Origin of the sequence: Actinokineospora spheciospongiae (assembly GCF_003182415.1) — a bacterium.
In the GTDB taxonomy this organism is placed as follows: Bacteria; Actinomycetota; Actinomycetes; order Mycobacteriales; family Pseudonocardiaceae; genus Actinokineospora; species Actinokineospora spheciospongiae.
Window position 1 is genome coordinate 273,317 of sequence record NZ_QHCP01000009.1, and the last position, 17,258, is coordinate 290,574.

Annotated in this window: 15 protein-coding genes; 6 read left to right on the forward strand and 9 right to left on the reverse strand. The window is 73.6% G+C overall.

All coding sequences use genetic code 11. The features are described from left to right. Complete coding sequence (locus DFQ13_RS23565; protein WP_233438542.1) at positions 1-3,312, forward strand: GNAT family N-acetyltransferase; 3,312 nt, start codon at positions 1-3, stop codon at positions 3,310-3,312. Between the two features lie 233 nt (positions 3,313-3,545). Here the strand turns inward: DFQ13_RS23565 and DFQ13_RS23570 are convergent, their stop codons facing one another. Both DFQ13_RS23570 and DFQ13_RS23575 read right to left on the reverse strand, forming a co-directional pair. Next, positions 3,546-4,094 carry a DUF6801 domain-containing protein gene (locus DFQ13_RS23570; protein ID WP_035280083.1) on the reverse strand — a complete coding sequence of 183 codons (549 nt, stop codon included), beginning with the start codon at positions 4,092-4,094 and terminating at the stop codon, positions 3,546-3,548. Between the two features lie 304 nt (positions 4,095-4,398). Beyond that, positions 4,399-5,577, reverse strand: a complete 1,179-nt coding sequence (locus DFQ13_RS23575; protein WP_035280064.1) for an acetyl-CoA C-acyltransferase — start codon at positions 5,575-5,577, stop codon at positions 4,399-4,401. Between the two features lie 93 nt (positions 5,578-5,670). On the opposite strand from DFQ13_RS23575, the gene DFQ13_RS23580 reads away from it, so the two are divergent. The 4 genes from DFQ13_RS23580 (at position 5,671) to DFQ13_RS23595 (ending at position 9,300) form a co-directional block, all read left to right on the forward strand. Then, on the forward strand, positions 5,671-7,206 hold the full coding sequence (locus DFQ13_RS23580; protein WP_233438543.1) for a carotenoid oxygenase family protein: 1,536 nt from the start codon (positions 5,671-5,673) through the stop codon (positions 7,204-7,206). After that, entirely contained in the window at positions 7,206-8,144 is a 939-nt protein-coding gene (locus DFQ13_RS23585; protein ID WP_110081394.1) for a winged helix-turn-helix transcriptional regulator, read from the forward strand. The genes DFQ13_RS23580 and DFQ13_RS23585 overlap by 1 nt, the downstream gene beginning before the upstream one ends. A 44-nt stretch (positions 8,145-8,188) precedes the next feature. After that, positions 8,189-8,674, forward strand: a complete 486-nt coding sequence (locus tag DFQ13_RS23590) for a hypothetical protein (RefSeq protein ID WP_233438544.1) — start codon at positions 8,189-8,191, stop codon at positions 8,672-8,674. 92 nt (positions 8,675-8,766) lie between these two features. Then, positions 8,767-9,300, forward strand: coding sequence for a hypothetical protein (locus tag DFQ13_RS23595; RefSeq protein ID WP_110081373.1), 534 nt, complete (start codon positions 8,767-8,769; stop codon positions 9,298-9,300). A gap of 10 nt (positions 9,301-9,310) precedes the next feature. Here DFQ13_RS23595 and DFQ13_RS23600 read toward each other — a convergent pair whose 3' ends face one another. The 6 genes from DFQ13_RS23600 to DFQ13_RS23625 form a co-directional block, all read right to left on the reverse strand. Then, the gene (locus DFQ13_RS23600; RefSeq protein ID WP_110081374.1) at positions 9,311-9,691 is read right to left on the reverse strand and encodes a VOC family protein; all 381 of its coding nucleotides are present in this window, start codon (positions 9,689-9,691) and stop codon (positions 9,311-9,313) included. Positions 9,692-9,825: 134 nt separating this feature from the next. Then, complete coding sequence (locus DFQ13_RS23605) at positions 9,826-11,487, reverse strand: fumarate hydratase (RefSeq protein ID WP_084175382.1); 1,662 nt, start codon at positions 11,485-11,487, stop codon at positions 9,826-9,828. Between the two features lie 397 nt (positions 11,488-11,884). Beyond that, a complete protein-coding gene (locus tag DFQ13_RS23610; RefSeq protein WP_035280058.1) occupies positions 11,885-12,859 on the reverse strand; it encodes a sigma-70 family RNA polymerase sigma factor in 975 nt (324 codons plus the stop codon). 235 nt (positions 12,860-13,094) lie between these two features. Next, positions 13,095-13,520, reverse strand: a complete 426-nt coding sequence (gene dtd / locus DFQ13_RS23615) for a D-aminoacyl-tRNA deacylase (RefSeq protein WP_035280057.1) — start codon at positions 13,518-13,520, stop codon at positions 13,095-13,097. After that, complete coding sequence (locus DFQ13_RS23620; RefSeq protein WP_035280081.1) at positions 13,517-15,001, reverse strand: DUF7782 domain-containing protein; 1,485 nt, start codon at positions 14,999-15,001, stop codon at positions 13,517-13,519. Before DFQ13_RS23620 ends, dtd begins: the two co-directional genes overlap by 4 nt. Before the next feature lie 48 nt (positions 15,002-15,049). Then, on the reverse strand, positions 15,050-15,769 hold the full coding sequence (locus DFQ13_RS23625) for a class I SAM-dependent methyltransferase (protein ID WP_110081375.1): 720 nt from the start codon (positions 15,767-15,769) through the stop codon (positions 15,050-15,052). Positions 15,770-15,830: 61 nt separating this feature from the next. Between DFQ13_RS23625 and DFQ13_RS23630 the strand changes: the two genes are divergently transcribed. Continuing rightward, positions 15,831-16,211, forward strand: coding sequence for a DUF3099 domain-containing protein (locus DFQ13_RS23630; RefSeq protein ID WP_084175386.1), 381 nt, complete (start codon positions 15,831-15,833; stop codon positions 16,209-16,211). Here the strand turns inward: DFQ13_RS23630 and DFQ13_RS23635 are convergent, their stop codons facing one another. Then, positions 16,212-17,102, reverse strand: coding sequence for a carbohydrate kinase family protein (locus DFQ13_RS23635; RefSeq protein ID WP_110081376.1), 891 nt, complete (start codon positions 17,100-17,102; stop codon positions 16,212-16,214). It abuts the gene before it with no gap. Positions 17,103-17,258: the final 156 nt, after the last annotated feature.

Below are 17,258 nucleotides of genomic sequence, written 5' to 3' on the forward strand. Positions count from 1 at the left end.
ATGGCGGACGCCGGCCAGGACGCGGACAGAAGCACGACCCCGGCCTCGGGCGCCGACCCCGGCACCGGTGCGCCCGTGGGCGCGGACGCGGGCTCGGGTGCCGATCCCGGCTTCGCGGGGAACGCGGGCCTGGGCCCGGGCACCGACTCCAGCACCGGTATGCCCGCGGGCGCGGGCTCGGGTGCTGATCCCGGCTCTGCGGGGAACGCGGGCCTGGGCCCGGGCACCGACTCCAGCACCGGTATGCCCGCGGGCGCGGGCTCGGGTGCTGATCCCGGCTCTGCGGGGAACGCGGGCCTGAGCCCGGGCGCCGCTCCGGGCACCGGGGCGAAAGCAGGTGCCGGGGTGACTTCGGGCGCCGGGATGGGTGCGGGTGGTGGTGGGGTGAGTGCGGATGCTGGCATGGGCACGGTTGCCGGGCCGGGTGCGAGTACCGGGGCGGGGGCAGGTGCGAGCAGCGGGGTGGGCGCGGCTGCCGGGGTGGGTGCGGGCGCCGAGGCGAGCTTGGGCGCCGGGGTGGGTGCGGGTGGTGGGGTGAGCGCGGGTGCCGGGACGGGTGCGGGCGGTGGCGCAGCGGTGAGCGCGGGCTCCGGATCGGGCTCGGGTGGGGTGGTGGCGGACGACCCGTACGACTACCCGCGTCGGTGGGAGGCCGATGTGGTGTTGTCGGATGGGGGGACCGTCCACCTGCGACCGATCGTGCCCAGTGATGCCGAGGTGCTGCGGGCGTTCCACGGGCGGTTGTCGCAGCGGACCCGGTACCTGCGCTACTTCGGGCCGTACCCGCGCATCCCCGACCGCGACCTCAAGCGCTTCAGCACCGTCAACCACCACAGCCGGGTCGCGTTCATCGCGCTGCTCGGTGACGAGATCATCGCCGTCGGGCGGTACGAGGGGCTGCCGGACGGGAACTCCGCGGAGGTGGCGTTCGTCGTCGAGGACGACCACCAGGGGCGGGGGCTCGGGTCGATCCTGCTGGAGCACCTGGCCGCCGCGGCCAGGGAGCGCGGGTTGGACAAGTTCGTCGCCGAGGTGTTGTCGGACAACGCGCAGATGGTGCGGGTGTTCCGCGACGCGGGGTACGTGGTGAGCCGGGCGTTCGACGAGGGGGTGCTGCACCTGGAGTTCGACATCGACCCGACCGAGGCCTCGGTGGAGGTGGCGCACTCGCGGGAGCAGGCCGCCGAGGCGCGCAGCGTGCACAACCTGCTGCACCCGCGGTCGGTGGCGGTCATCGGCGCGTCCACCGACCCCACCAAGATCGGGTGGGCGGTGCTGGGGAACCTGCTGGCCGCCGACTTCGCCGGGCCGGTGTTCCCGGTCAACGCCGAGCACCGCTCGGTGCGCGGGGTGCGCGCCTACCCCTCCGTGCTGGACATCCCCGACCCGGTCGACCTGGCCGTGGTCACCGTGCCCGCGGCCAGCGTCGACGAGGTGATGGACGGGTGCCTGGCCAAGGGCGTGAAGACGCTGATGGTGGTGACCTCCGGGTTCGGCGAGACCGGGCCGGACGGGCGCGGGGCGGAGCGGCGGCTGGCCGAGGAGGCCAGGGCGCACGGGATGCGCGTCGTGGGGCCGAACGCGCTCGGGGTGGTGAACCTGGACCCGGCGGTGCGGCTCAACGCGACGCTGGCGCCGACGCTGCCGGGGCCGGGGCGGACCGGGTTCTTCTGCCAGTCCGGTGCCCTGGGGACCGCCATCCTCGCCGACGCGGCCGCGCGCGGGCTGGGGTTGTCCACGTTCGTCTCGGCGGGCAACCGGGCCGACGTGTCCGGCAACGACCTGTTGCAGTACTGGCAGACCGACAGCGCGACCGACGTGGTGCTGCTGTACCTGGAGACCTTCGGCAACCCGCGCAAGTTCGCCCGGCTGGCGCGGCGGCTCAGCCGCACCAAGCCGGTGGTGGCGGTGAAGTCCGGGGCCCGCGGGGTGCTGCCCGCGCTGTCCGCCACCGGGGTCGCGGTGGACGAGAACAGCGTGCAGGCGTTGTTCGAGCAGGCCGGGGTGATCCGGGTCGAGTCGATCGCGCAACTGTTCGACACCGCCCTGGTGCTGGCCCACCAGCCGCTGCCGCCGGGGGACCGGGTGGCGGTGGTCGGCAACTCCTCGGCGATCGGGCTGCTGGCCGCGGACGCCGCGGTGGGGCAGGGGCTGACCCTGGCCGGGGACCCGGTGGACGTGGGGGCGCAGGCCGGTCCGGACGTGTTCGCCTCGGCGGTGGCCGACGCGCTGCTGCGGTCCGACGTGGACGCGCTGATCGTGGTGTTCGTGCCGCCGCTGGCCATCCCGGGCACCGCCTACGCGCGGGCCCTGCGGGAGGCCGTGGCCGAGTCGGCCGAGGCGGCGGGCAAGCCGATCGTCAGCACGTTCCTTGCCGCCGAGGGCATCCCGGCGGAGCTGGTGGTGCCCGGGCCCGACGGCGCCCCGGGGCGGGGTTCGGTGCCCTCCTACCCCAGTCCGGAGCGGGCGGCGCTGGCGCTGGCGCGGGCCACCGCGTACGCGCGCTGGCGGCTGTCACCCGCTGGGACGTTCACCCGGCCGGAGGGGATCGACCGGGCCGGGGCGGTGGCCGTCGTCGCCGAGGCGTTGGCCGGTGGGGGCGGGGGTGTCGTGGAGCTGACCGATAACCAGGTGGTGCGGCTGCTGGGCTGCTACGGCATCGACATGGTGCCGTTCCGGATCGTCGACGACGCCGAGGCGGCCGTGGTGGCGGGGGTGGAACTGGGGCTGCCGGTCGCGCTCAAGACCGCGAGCCGCCGGTTCCGGCACCGGGCCGACCTGGTGGGGGTGCGGCTGGACCTCACCAGCGCCGACGCCATCCGCGCCGCGTACGCCGACCTGCGCGCCGTCTCCGGCGAGGACGGCGTCTACGTGCAGCGCATGGCGCCCAAGGGCAACTCCTGCACCGTCGGGCTGCAGGACGACCCCTCCTTCGGCACCCTGGTCTCCTTCGGGCTGTCCGGGATGGTCAGCGACCTACTCGGGGACCGGGCGCACCGGGCGGTGCCGATGACCGACTCCGACGCCGCCGCGCTGGTGCGCGCGCCCAGGGCGGCGCCGCTGCTGGCCGGGTACGGCGGCGGGGAGCCCGCTGACCTGGCCGCGCTGGAGCGGCTCGTGCTGCGGGTGGCCGCCCTGGCCGAGGACGTCCCGGAGGTGCGGGCGGCCGCGGTGGAGCCGATCCTCGTCTCGGCCGCGGGGGCGTTCGTCACCGGTGGTCGGTTCACCGTGGGGCCGCCGCCCTCGCGGCACGACACCGGTCCGCGCAGGCTGCTCGCCATTCCCGACGCCGCCGGTGGGGGCTGGGGCTGATCCGCCCGAGATGCGATCGAGATCGCAACCCGAGGACCATCCCGAGATCGCAACCCAGAGATCCACAATGCGTCCGGGAATACCGGTGGAATCCGCGTAGGGATATCCGCCGCCCGGCAGACGAAAGCGGCGGACATGGTTTCCCATGTCCGCCGCTCCCGTCGGAATCACTCACATACTCTCGTGCTCAAACCCCGTATCGCTGAATCCCGTGTCCCTCGACAACCCGGGGGTCAGCCAACGGTAGTGGTGCCCAGGGTGGTGTCCTGGTCGGTCGGGTCGAGCGACAGGTTCACGTCGAACTCACCCAGCGAGCTGTCGGTCACGATGTGCGACACCGCGGCCGGGTCGACGCTCACCGTGGCGTCACCGGCGGCGACACCGGTCGGGACGGTGAAGTCCACCGAGCCCTCGGCGGTGAAGGTCAGCGAACCGGTGGCCGGGACCGGGGTCTCGGCGATGGGCAGCTCGACCGGGATGGAGACCGACTGGCCGTCGCTGAGGGTCACGACGCTCGCGGCCTTGATGTTGCCGGAGATCTTGGTGGCCCCGACCAGGCGGAGGCCGTCGGAGGCGGAGGCGCCGGCGTCCACATCGATGCTGAACGGCACCGACACGGTCTGGCCGGGGGTGGCCGTCGCGGGGATGTCCACGTGCACCACGGTCGAGACCTGCTGCTTGCCGATCAGCGGGAACTCGCCGGAGAAGGTGAGTGTTTTGTCCGCGGCGAGGGCGTTGCCCGAGCCGAACAGGAACAGCGCGAGCGCGGCGAGGGCAGCCACCACTCCGCCACCGGTCACCGCACGCTTCGTCCTGCTAGCCATGGCTGTCGTCACTGGCAGTTCCTCTCATCGTTGAGGTGGACAAACAAGTGAATCCCAGTAGTTCCGGCGGTTCCGGGGAACCGGGGCTACTGAAATCGACGCTAGTGCGTTATTCCCCAACGTCGCAACCCGAGGACAAGCATTTCGGCGGATGATCTGAGAATTTGTCATCGAAGCCGAGTGGGACAGCCGTCACACTGCGCGTGGATGAGTGGACAGACCGCCGCCTTCCCACTGGGTGGGAGTGGGGTCCGCGATGCGGTCAGCCGCGGTCGAGCAGGACGGCCGCGCCGAGGCCCGCGCCGCCACCGATCCCGGCGACGCCGAGCCGCCCGCCCGCGCGTTCCAGCGACTCCAGCAGCCCGCCCAGCACGATCGCCCCGGCCGCGCCCGCCGCGTGCCCGGTGGCCAGCTCGCCGCCCGCCGGGTTGAGCCGGTCGGGGCCCGCGTCGAAGTCCCGCCGCACCCGCAGGCACGGGGCGGCGAACACCTCGGCGAGGGCCAGCACCGCCATCCGGTCCGGGGGGAACCGGGTGCGGCGCAGGACCTCGGCCATCGCCGCCGGGCCGGTGAACGGCGTGGTCGCCGGGTCGCCCGCCACCAGTGCCGAGCCGACCACCCGCGCCCGGGGTGCCCGGCCAAGGGCGTGCGCTGCCCGGGCGCTGCCGAGCAGCAGCAGCGCCGCTCCGTCGGCGGGGGCCGCCGAGGTGGCCGCGGTGTGCACGTGGTCGACCGACACCGGTCCGCCGCGCCCGGCGAGGGCGAGCGCGTCCTGGCCGTTCGCGCCCAGCGCGGCGTACGCGGGCGGCAGGCGGGCCAGGACCGCGGCCGAGGTGGCGCCGTCGACCAGTTCGTCCCGGGCCAGCCCGGCGAACGGGACCAGGGACGGGGTGGTGGTCGCCGCTGCCCTGCGGTGCGAGGCCGCGGCGTAGGCGTCGAGGTCGTCGCGGGTGAAGCCGTCGAGGGTGGCGGTCAGGTCGGCGGCCACCCCCGGGTGCACGGCCCCGGTGCGCCGCACCAGCTCCGCGTCGTCCCACTGCGGGGCGCGGTCGGCGCGCGGCGCGACCCGCGACGGGCTCTCCACACCACCGGCGACCACCAGGTCGGCCTCGCCCGCGCGGATTCTGGCCGCGGCCTGGGCGACCGCGTCCAGGCCGGAGACCGAGGAGCGGTTCACAGTCGCGCCGGGCACCCGGTCGCCCCAGCCCGCCAGCAGCGTCGCGGTCCGCGCCGGGTTGCCGCCCTGCTCGCCGACCTGGGCGGCGCAGCCGAGCAGCACGTCGTCGACCCGGCCGGGGTCCAGCGCCGGGGTGCGCGCGGCCAGTGCCCGCAGCAGGCCGCTGACCAGGTCCAACGGGCTCAGCCGGTGCAGCCCGCCGCCCGGTCGGCCGCGGCCCAGCGGCGTCCGGACGTAGTCGAGCAGGTAGACCTCGTCGCCCATGCCGTCGACACCCCCTCGTTCCCCGGGGCTGGCCTGGGAACTTCGCCAGTTGTAGCCTCGATTTCCCGGTGGGGGCAAGGAGGCGGTCGGCACATGGCAGGCGTGGACGTGGAGATCCTGGGCCGGGTGCTGAGCACGCTGCCCGACGACGACGACCACCCCTACCGCAGCGGGCCGTGGCGCCCGCAGTCGGTTGAGCGGGCGGTGGGCGAGTGCGAGGTCATCGGGGAGTTGCCCGCCGACCTCGACGGGGTGTACCTGCGCAACACCGAGAACCCGGTGCACCCGGCGCTGACCAACTATCACCCGTTCGACGGTGACTCGATGGTGCACGTGGTCGGTTTCCGCGACGGCAAAGCCTTCTACCGCAACAGGTTCGTGCGCACCGATGGGTTCCTCGCCGAGCAGGACGCGGGCAAGTCGCTGTGGGCCGGGGTGGCCGAGCGCCCGGAGGACGCGCTGCGCCAGGACGGGTGGGGTGCCCGCGGTCGGATGAAGGACGCCTCCAGCACCGACGTGGTCGTGCACGCGGGTGTCGCGCTCACCAGCTTCTACCAGTGCGGCGACCTCTACCGGCTGGACCCGCTCACCCTCGACACCGTCGGCAAGGCCGACTGGGGCGGGGCGTTCCCCGCCGAGGGCGTGTCCGCGCACCCCAAGGTCGACCCGGTGAGCGGTGAGCTGCTGTTCTTCAACTACGGCACGGAAGCGCCGTACATGCACTACGGCGTCATCAGCCCCGACAACAAGCTCGTGCACTACACCGACGTCGAGCTGCCCGGCCCCCGGCTGCCGCACGACATGGCCTTCACCGAGAACTACGCGATCCTCAACGACTGCCCCCTGTTCTGGAAGCCGGAACTCCTCGCCCGGGGCGTGCACTCCGCCCGGTTCCACCGGGACATGCCGATGCGCCTGGGGGTGCTCCCCAGGCGGGCGGGTGGCGGTGACATCCGGTGGTTCGAGGCGGAGTCGACGTTCGTGCTGCACTTCGTCAACGCCTACGAGGACGGTGACGAGATCGTGCTGGACGGCTTCTTCCAGTCCGACCCGGAGGGGCGCGGCAGCGTGTTCCCCGGTGAGCAGTCCTACGCGAAGATGTTCCGGATGCTCTCCCTCGACGGCTTGCAGACCCGGCTGCACCGCTGGCGGCTGAACCTGGTGACGGGGCGGACCACCGAGGAGCGGCTCACCGACTCGATCACCGAGTTCGGCATGGTCAACGCGGGCCACGCGGGCCGCCCCTACCGCTACACCTACGCTTCCACCGGGGTTCCCGGCTGGTTCCTGTTCGACGGTTTCGTCAAGCACGACCTGTTGACCGGCGCGCAGGAGCGCTACCGCTACGGCGACGGGGTGTTCGGCAGCGAGACCGCGGTGGCCCCCAGGGTGGGTTCGCGCGGTGAGGACGACGGCTACGTGATCACCATGACGACCGACGTGGCCGAGGACCGCTCCGAGTGCCTGGTCTTCGACGCCGCCCGGGTCGGCGACGGGCCGGTGGCCAGGGTCCGGCTGCCCGAGCGGGTTTCCAGCGGCACGCACAGCACCTGGGCGGCGGGCGCGCAGCTCCCCGGCTGGCGCACCGCCGAGGACCCGGCGGCGGCCGTGGGGCTGTCCTCCCCGTGATGCACCCACCGGACCGCCCGAGCCGACTGGGCGCGGGCGGCGACAACGCCATCGCCTTCGCCATCGGCGTGGCCGCCGACGAGTGGACGCTGCTGATCCTGCGGCACGCCATGCAGGACGGCGTGCGCCGCCCCGAGCGGTGGCGGGAACTGCTGCCGATCCCCGAGGCGGTGCTGACCTCGCGGCTGCGCCGGATGTCGGAGCTGGGCATCCTCGACCCGGTCGAGTACGACCGGGACCCGCCGCGGTGCGAGTACCACCTGACCCCGCGCGGGGCGGCGCTGTGGCCGGTGCTGGTCACCATCTGGGCCTGGGAGGTGCGCTGGGCGGGCGGGCACCCCGAGCACCTGCCCCGGATGCGCCACCTGACCTGCGGCAACCTGTTCGACCCGCTGATGGCCTGCCGCGAGTGCGGCGACGTGGTGACGCCGCGGGAGGTGACCGGCGCGTTCGGGCCGAGCGGCTCGTGGCCCCGGTCGGCGCCGAACACCACCATGCGCAGGCGCTCCAGCGGCTCGGCGAACCTGGGACCGGGGTTCTTCCCGGAGAGCCGGGCGCTGATCGGCAACCGCTGGTCGGCGGCGATGCTCGGTGCGGCCTACCTCGGCGCGCACCGGTTCTCGGAGTTCCAGCGCAGGCTCGGCGCCCCCGCCACGGTCATCGCCGACCGGCTGCGCGCCTTCCGCGCGCTGGGGGTGCTGGAGGCCTTCGGCGACGCCGACCGCGCCGACCGGCACGACTACCGGCTGACCGACAAGGGCCGCGCGTTCTTCCCGGTGGTCATGTCGGCGATCGAGTGGGGCCAGCGCTGGTTCCTCGCACCGGAGGGCCCCGCGGTCGTGTTCCGGCACCGCGACTCGGACCACCCGTTCTCCGTGCTGCTGCTGTGTTCGGCCTGTTCGCAACCGCTGAGCGGCAAGCAGATGTCGGTCGTCTGACGAACCCGTGCAACCCCGGCCCCGGCGACCTCCGTCCCCTGGGCATGAAACGCCTCCACACCCTCAAGACCATTGTCGGAGCGGGCGTTCTGCTGGCCGCGCTGTCCGCTTGCGGCTCCGGCACGAGCCCGGCGGAACCCGCGCCCGCGCCCCCGCCCGCCACCGCGACCCAGGCACCGGACGCCGAACCCGACCGGCAGCCCGCCCGCACGCCCCCGGAGGGCGGTGTGCAGGTGGCCACCGCGCAGGTCGACACCACCGGGTTGCAGGAGAACTACCCGGTGATGGTGTGGACGCTGGACAACGGGTCCACCCTCGGCGTCGTCGCCCAGGAGGGCGGCTGCGGCAAGGCGAGCGCGGAGATCACCGAGCAGTCCGAGAGCAAGGTCGCGATCACCCTCGTGGAGACCACGCCCGCCGAGGCGCAGATGTGCACGATGGACCTGCGCTACCCGAAGCTGACCGTCGAACTGGCGCAGCCGCTGGGCGAGCGCCCGGTGGTGCTCAAGAGCGAACAGCGCAAGGGCTGACGGACCCCTTCCCCGGTGCCCCGGTCGGTGTTGCCCCGCCGACCGGGGCACCTCCGTGCAACCGGAACGGCCGGTGGGTCCGTCTTCCGGGTATGACACGAAGACTGCTGTCGGCGCTGGTCACGGGTTCCGCGCTGGCGCTGCTCGCGGCCTGCGGGGCCGCCGGGACCGCCGGTGAGGCGACGGTGCTCCCGGCGGGTCCGCTGGCGCAGACCGTGGTGCCCGTCGTCCCGTCGATCGACAAGCCGACCGGCAGGCCCGCGCCGTCGGTCGCGGTCGTGCCGCCGACCGCGACCGACGCCCCGCCGGGCTACACCGAGCTGCCCGCCGACCGGTTGGACACCCGGGCGCTGCCCGCGGAGTACCGGCAACGGCGGGCGTGGGTCGCCGAGGACGGTCTGGGACTGCGCGTGGTCGGGGTGGCCAGGGATGGCTGCGCCGGGGTCGACGGCACGGCACTGGAGTCGGCGGACGAGGTCCGGGTGCTGCTGGCGCCGAGGACCGCCCCGCAGGGCGGCCCGGTGGACGGGCCGATCTGCACGCAGGTGCTCACCGAGGAGGTGGTCACCGTCGCGCTGTCGGCGCCGCTGGGCGCCCGGACCGTGGTGGTCGAGGCCACCGGGTGACGGTCCGGGGTCACCAACCGCCGTAGGGGACGGTGATGGCCTCGAGGTAGTGGCCGCTGGGGTCGAGGAAGTAGACGCCGCGACCGCCGTCGTTGTGGTTGATCCGGTTCACGCCCTGCTGCCGGGGATCGGCCCAGTGGTCCAGGCCCAGCTCGGTGATCCGGCCGTGGACGTGGTCGAACTCCTCCTCGGAGACGAGGAAGGCGTAGTGCTGCGGGGCGACCTCGCCCGGTGACTGGGCGAAGTCGAGCGTGCAGCCGTTGGCGAGGCGCACGGCCAGGAACGGGCCGAACTCGACCGGGTCGGGCAGGGCGAACATGTCGGTGAAGAAGCGCGCGGACTTCTCCCGGTCGACGGCGTGCACGACGGTGTGGTTGAACTGGATTGCCATCTGATCCCCCAAGGATCGGATCACTGCCTCCATGCCCCGAGCGAGACGCCCCTGGGACACGCGACGGCGACGATCAAACACCGAGGGGGCCGCGCCCGTCAAGGCGCGACCCCCTCGGGTGTCCACTCAGGACGTCAGCGGCGGAACGAGATCTGCAGCGTCGGCGCGGAGGTGCCCGCGAAGAAGTCGTTGCCCTTGTCGTCCACCACGATGAAGGCCGGGAAGTCCTCCACCTCGATCTTCCACACCGCCTCCATGCCCAGCTCGGCGTACTCCAGCACGTCGACCTTGCGGATGCAGTCCTGCGCCAGCCGCGCGGCCGGGCCGCCGATGGAACCCAGGTAGAAGCCGCCGTGCGCCTGGCAGGCGTCGGTCACCTGCTTGGAGCGGTTCCCCTTGGCCAGCATGACCATCGACCCGCCCGCGGCCTGGAACTGCTCGACGTAGGAGTCCATCCGTCCGGCGGTGGTCGGCCCGAAGGAACCGGAGGCGTAGCCCTCGGGGGTCTTGGCCGGACCGGCGTAGTAGACCGGGTGGTCCTTGAGGTACTGCGGCATCCCCTCGCCCGCGTCCAGGCGCTCCTTGATCTTGGCGTGGGCGATGTCGCGGGCCACCACCAGCGGACCGGTCAGCGACAGCCGCGTCTTCACCGGCAGCGTCGTCAGCAGCTCGCGGATCTCCGACATGGGCCGGGTCAGGTCGACCTGGACCACCTCGTCGGACAGCTCCTCGCCGTGCACCTCCGGGAGGAACTGGGCCGGGTCGCGCTCCAGCGCCTCCAGGAACACCCCGTCCGGGGTGATCTTCGCCTTGGCCTGCCGGTCGGCCGAGCAGGACACCGCGAGCCCGACCGGGCAGGACGCGCCGTGCCGGGGCAGCCGGATCACGCGCACGTCGTGGCAGAAGTACTTGCCGCCGAACTGGGCGCCGATGCCGAACTGCCGGGTCATGTCCAGCACCTGCCGCTCCAGGTCCACGTCCCGGAAGGCGTGGCCGAGGGCGGAGCCCTCGGTGGGCAGGTTGTCCAGGTAGCGGGCCGAGGCCAGCTTCGCCGTCTTGAGGTTCTGCTCGGCGCTGAGGCCGCCGACGACGATCGCCAGGTGGTACGGCGGGCAGGCGGCGGTGCCCAGGGAGCGCAGCTTCTCGTCGAGGAACTTCGCCAGCCGCGTCGGGTTCAGGACGGCCTTGGTCTCCTGGTAGAGGAAGGTCTTGTTCGCCGAGCCGCCGCCCTTGGCCATGAACAGGAACTCGTAGCTGGGGTCGGTGCCCGGCTTGGTGTGGATGTCGATCTGGGCGGGCAGGTTGCTGCCGGTGTTCTTCTCGTCCCAGAAGGTGACCGGGGCCATCTGCGAGTACCGCAGGTTCAGCTCCTGGTAGGCCTCGAAGATGCCCCGGGAGAGCGCCTGCTCGTCGGTGCCGCCGGTCAGCACGTTCTCGCTGCGCTTGCCCATGACGATCGCGGTGCCGGTGTCCTGGCACATCGGCAGCACGCCGCCCGCGGCGATGCACGCGTTGCGCAGCAGGTCCATGGCCACGAACCGGTCGTTGCCGCTGGCCTCGGGGTCGTCGACGATCGCGCGGAGCTGGGCGAGGTGGCTGGTGCGCAGCAGGTGCTGGATGTCCTTGATCGCCTCCTTGGCGAGCAGGGTCAGCGCCTCCGGCTCGACCTGGAGGAACCGGCGCCCGGCGGCCTCGACGACGCTGACCCCGTCCGGGCTGACGAGCCGGTACTCGGTGGTGGTGTCGGGCGCGAGCGGCAGGACGTCGGTGTACTCGAAGTTCGTGGTGGCGGTCACGATGAGCGGGCTCCCTTGCGCGCGAGATGTGCCAAGGAACCTACCCCCGCCCCCGCGCGGGCTCCCTGTGATCCGGACCCCGCGTAACCGCCGCCACACCGGTCGTCGGGAAAGACCCCCGAATGCCGGAAGGCCGGGGCGGCCCCCGGCCGTCCCGACCTCCCGTCGCGGGCGGGTGCCGGGTTCTCCGGTCCGCCAAGTTTGTGGGTCACCCAGGTTCCCGTGACCGGGGTCACATGTCAACGCTGCTGTTCGGGTGACCCACACACCAAGACGGTGCGGCACCGGCGAAGGTTGCTCGTTTTCGAGAAGTCCCCCCGATGTGATCAGGCCGGTCCGCGGGGACCGGCCTGATCCGGGGGGTCTGGATGGGATCGGCTGGGCCGATCGGGTGGGACTAGCTGGCGTAGGCGCGCAGCTTCTCGGCGCGCTCGCCCTGGCGGAGCTTGGACATGACCTCGCGCTCGATCTGGCGGACCCGCTCGCGGGAGAGGCCGAAGCTCTTGCCGATCTGGTCGAGGGTGCGCGGCTGGCCGTCGTCGAGGCCGTAGCGCAGGCGGATGACGGACTGCTCGCGGTCGTCCAGGGTGGCCAGCACGCGGCGCATGTCGTCCTGCAGCAGGCCGGAGATGACCGCGCTCTCGGCGTCGGTGGCCTCGCCGTCCTGGATGAAGTCGCCCAGCGGGGCGTCCTCCTCGGCGCCCACCGGCATGTCCAGGCTCACCGGGTCGCGGGCGTGGTCGAGCAGGTCGGCGACCTTCTCCGGGGTCAGGCCCGCTTCCTTGGCCAGCTCGTCCTTGGTGGCCTCGCGGCCAAGGGACTGGTGCAGGTCGCGCTTGATCCTGGCGAGCTTGTTGACCTGCTCGACCAGGTGGACCGGGAGCCGGATGGTGCGGCCCTGGTCGGCCATGCCGCGGGTGATGGCCTGTCGAATCCACCACGTGGCGTAGGTGGAGAACTTGAAACCCTTGGTGTAGTCGAACTTCTCGACCGCGCGGATGAGCCCGAGGTTGCCCTCCTGGATCAGGTCGAGCAGCGGCATCCCCCGGCCGGTGTAGCGCTTGGCCAGCGACACGACCAGCCGCAGGTTCGCCTCGAGCAGGTGGTTCTTGGCGGAGAGGCCGTCGGCCACCAGCGCGCGCAGCTCGGCGCGGCGCGCGGGGGACAGCGCGGGCGCGGTGTCGAGCATGTGCTGCGCGAAGACCCCCGCCTCGATGCGCTTGGCCAGCTCCACCTCCTGCGCCGCGGTGAGCAGTGCCGTGCGGCCGATTCCGTTGAGGTACACCCGGACGAGGTCGGCGGCGGGCCCTTGGGCGTCGAGGTCGGCTTCGTAGGTGAGCTGCTCGGACTCGCGCTGCTGCGGGACCGTCATGGTGCTCCCTCCCCCTGTCGCGGTGGTTCTGTCTGTGGAAACGCCGTGGGGACCGGATTCGTTCCCGCTCTCCCACATGGATGACGCCACGTCGACCTGCGCGGTTGCTCAGGTTTGCCTGAGCTTTGGCTGAGAACCCGGGGGGTACCCGGGATTCGGGGGGACGAACAGGGACTTCGGTCACCCGCCGAGCGCCACCGTCCACCGCAGACGGTTCGGGGTGCGCGCGGGTGCCTCAGATGTCCAGGACCACGGTGAAGGGGCCGTCGTTGACACTCTCGACCGCCATCGCGGCGCCGAACCGACCGGTCCGCACCCGGGCGCCGCGGGCCAGGAGGTCGGCCACGGTGGCGGCCACGAGCGGTTCGGCGACCTCCGGTCGGGCGGCGGCGGTCCACGACGGGCGGCGGCCCTTGCGGGCATCGCCGTAGAGTGTGAATTGGCTCACCACCAGCAGTGGTGCCCCGGTGTCGGCGCACGACTTCTCGTCCCGGAGCAGCCGCAGCTCGTGGAGCTTGCGCGCCATGGTCGCGGCCTGCGCCGCGGTGTCCTCCACGTGCACCCCGAGCAGGACCAGCAGCCCCGGTTCGTCGATCGCGCCGACGGTCTCGCCGTCGACCACGACCGACGCCCGGGTGACGCGGGCCACGACCGCCCTCACGCCAGTTCCACCGGCAGCAGCATCCCGTGCGTGACCAGGTCGGCCACCACCGGGACCGCCGCGGCCACGACCTCCCCGGCGGGCACCCCGTGCCCGGCGGCCAGCAGCGCCAGCAGCTCACCCATCGGCAGCGCGCCCCGGCAGCCGGCCAGCAGCGCGGTCACCAGCTCGTCGGTCTCCTGCTGCCAGCCCGGCCCGTCGGTGCGGTGCAGCCTGCGGACCACCTCGCGCCAGCCGTCGTCGCCCGGCTCGGCGACCCGCTCCAGCACCACCGTCGGCGCCACCACGTAGGTCGCGGCCAGCAGCGCCTCGGCGGAGGCGTGCGCGCGCAGCCAGGCCACCCGGTCCAGCCAGCGGCCCGCCTCCTCGCCCAGCGGGTCGTCGTAGTGGTGGCGCAGGTCCTCGCAGGCCACCTCGGTGTCGCTGTCGGTGGCGCGCAGCGTCACGAAGCCGAAGCCGACGCCGGACACGCCGTTCTCGTCGAACCAGTCCAGCCACGCCGCGGCCTTGGCCGAACCCTCCGCCGAGCGGGGGTCGATGCCCGCGTCGCGCAGCCAGGTACCGACGTAGAGCGCGGGCTCGGCGACGTCGCGCTGCACGAACCAGGCGTCCACGCCCTCGTCGGGCAGCCAGGACGTCACCCGGTCGGCCCAGTCCTCGCCGCGCCGGTGCAGCCAGGAGGCCAGGAACTGCCCGGTGCCGCCGGGGTTGAGCACCTTCGGCACCCCGCGCACCACCAGCGCGCTGGCGTCGTCGCCCGCGAGCCCGGAGTCGCGGTAGACGTAGTCCACCCGGGGCGGGCCGACCACGAACGGCGGGTTGCACACCACCTGGTCGAACCCGCGGCCCTCGACCGGCTCGAACCACGACCCGCGCAGCGTCTCCACCTTGAGCCCGTTGAGCCGGAAGGTCGCCGAGGCCAGCGCCAGCGCGCGGGAGGACAGGTCGGTGGCGGTGATGGCACCCGCGTGCCTGCTCGCGTGCAGCGCCTGCACGCCGCAGCCGGTGCCCAGGTCGAGCACGGTGCCGACCGGGCGGCGGGTGGTGGCCCTGGCCAGGCTGAGCGAGGCGTGCCCGATGCCGAGCACGTGGTCGGTGCCGACCGGGCCGCCGAGCTGGTCGGAGTCGAGGTCGGCGAGCACCCACCAGGAGCCGTCCTCGTCGGCGTGCGGGCGCAGGTCCAGCCCGGCGCGCACGGTGCCGCCGTCGACGCGCAGCAGGCCGGTGGCGGCGGCCTCGTCCAGGTCGAGGCCGGTCAGGGCCGCCGCGACGCGCTCGCGCGGCTCGGCGTCGCCGACGAGGAACAGCCGGATCAGCGTCTCCACCGGGGAGCCGCCGCGGGTGGCGCGGCGGGCGGGCTCGGGTTCGTTGCGGCCCAGGGCGGCGTGCGCCTGCTCACCGAGCGCGGCCACCACCCCGTCGCCGTCGTAGTCGGCCCCGCGCAGCGAGTCGGCGAGGCGCAGGCAGAAGTCGTCGGTCATGACGGGGAGCTGGGTGGACACCGGGGCATGTTCGCACGCCCGGCCCGATCAGCTCCGGCGGGCGAGCAGGTGGAAGAAGCGGGCGAGCAGCGGGTAGGGCATCCGGTCGGCCAGCGCCAGCTCCAGGACCTCCAGTGCGTCCGGGTCGACCGGGGGCGCCACCAGGTCGGCGACGCAGCGGATGCCGTAGTGCGCGATCGGCTCGGCGCCCAGCGCGGTGAGGTCCGCGCGGACGTCGTCCGCGGTGCAGGCGGGCAGCGCGGCCCGCACCTCCTGCACCCAGACCCGGCCGGAACCGGCGAGGGCGAGCGCGCGGTCGAGGTCGCCCTCGCCTGCGGCGGCGACGAGCGGGTCGGCGGCCGGGTTGGGGCCGACGACCGACAGCAGGCCGCCGGGGCGCAGCGGGGCGGTCACCGCGCGCAGCAGCGCCACCCGGTCGTCGACGTGGTGCAGCAGGCCGTGGCAGAGCACGACGTCGAAGGCGGCGGCGGTGAACAGGTGCGGCACGTCCTCGGCGTGGGCCTGCACCACGTGCACCCGGCCGGGCAGGCCCTCGGCGTGGGTGCGGGCGCACTCCAGCAGGGCGCCCGCCGGGTCGACCAGGGTCACCTCGTGGCCGAGCGCGGCCAGCGGCAGCGCGTCGCCGCCCGCGCCGCCCGCCACGTCCAGCACCCGGCACGGCTCCCCGGGCAGGTGGCGCGCGAGGTTGGCGGCCGCGACGCGGTACCGCAGCCGGGCGAGCGGGCTCTCCCGGCGGGTCTGGGCCATGGCTCCTTTTCTACCGGGGGACACCGAATGCGCTTCGACTCACGTGGCCATGTCCACCCGGATGGCGCAAGCTGGGGAATGCGGTGCTACTACTACCGCGTTCTACGATGAGCGAGGAGGTGGTGTCGTGAAGGACTCCGACCGTGGCGGCACCCCGGTTCTGATCACCGAGGCCGAGCCGTCGTACGAGGACCAGTTCGCGGCCCGCAAGCGCAAGTACATGATCATGATGAGCCTGCGCATCCCGTGCCTGCTGCTGGCCGGGCTGACCTACCACACCTGGTGGTTGGCCTTGGGGTTCGTCGCGCTGTCGGTCCCGCTGCCCTGGATCGCGGTGCTGATCGCCAACGACCGGCCGCCGCGCAAGGCGGAGAAGGTCAACCGCTACCGGCGCGAGGCCACCGCGATCGAGGCGAAGAACCACGAGGTGATCGAGGGCTGATCAGCCGCGGGCGCTCGGCCGTGCGCCCACCCGGGCCACGGCCGCGCTCCCCGCGGCGACGCCCGCGCGCAGCGCCTCCTCCGGGCCCGCCCCGGACAGCCACGCCACCAGCAGCCCCGCGTCGAACGCGTCCCCGGCCCCGGTCGAGTCCACGCAGGTGGCCTCCTCCGCCGAGACCGACACCACCGTCCCCGGCGACACCCAGCACGCGCCCCGCGGCCCGTCCGTGACCGCCACCGCGCCCACCGCTTCGAGCAGCGACCTCGCGCTCAACGGGTCGCGCGAGCCGGTCAGGGCGTGCAGTTCGTCGTTGTTGGGCAGCAGCAGGTCGGTGCCGCGCACCCAGTCCAGGAACGCCGCCGGGTCCTCGATCAGCCCGGCCGACTGCGGGTCCACCGAGGTGCTCAGCCCCGCCGCCCGCGCCGCCGCCAGCACGTCCAGGCCGCCCTGGCGCGAGGCCTCGTCGAGCAGCACGTACCCGGACAGGTGCAGGTGGTCCGCCGCGGCGAGCACCGCCGGGTGCGCGTCGGCGCCCACCAGCCCGGCGTTGGCGCCCCGGTCGGGCAGCATGCTGCGCTGGCCGGTGCCGTCGACCAGCACGACCACGCAGCCGGTGGCCGCCGTCGGGTCGATCGTGAACGCGCAGGCCACCCCTCCCGCCTCCAGTTCGGCCCGGACCTGCTGCCCCGCGGTGTCCGCGCCGACCCTGGCGACCAGGGTGGTCGCCGCCCCGGCGCGCGCGAGCCAGGCGGCGGTGTTCGCGCCCGCCCCGCCGGGGGTGATCCGCACCCGGGCCCGGGTGTCGCCGCCGTGCGCGACCGGGTCGCGGTGGCGGGCGAGCACGTCCAGCGCGGCGTCGCCGACCACGACCACGGCGGGGGCGTCTGGCATGCGGTCCTCCAGCGGTGCGAACTGCCTCGGTGCGGAAACCGGGTCGCGGGCACCCGGCGCCCTAGGGCCTGTCCTCAAAGCCAGAGTGTGAGGGTGGCCAGGTCGATCATGGCCTGGTAGGACAGGGCGGTCTTGTCGTAGCGGGTGGCGATGCCC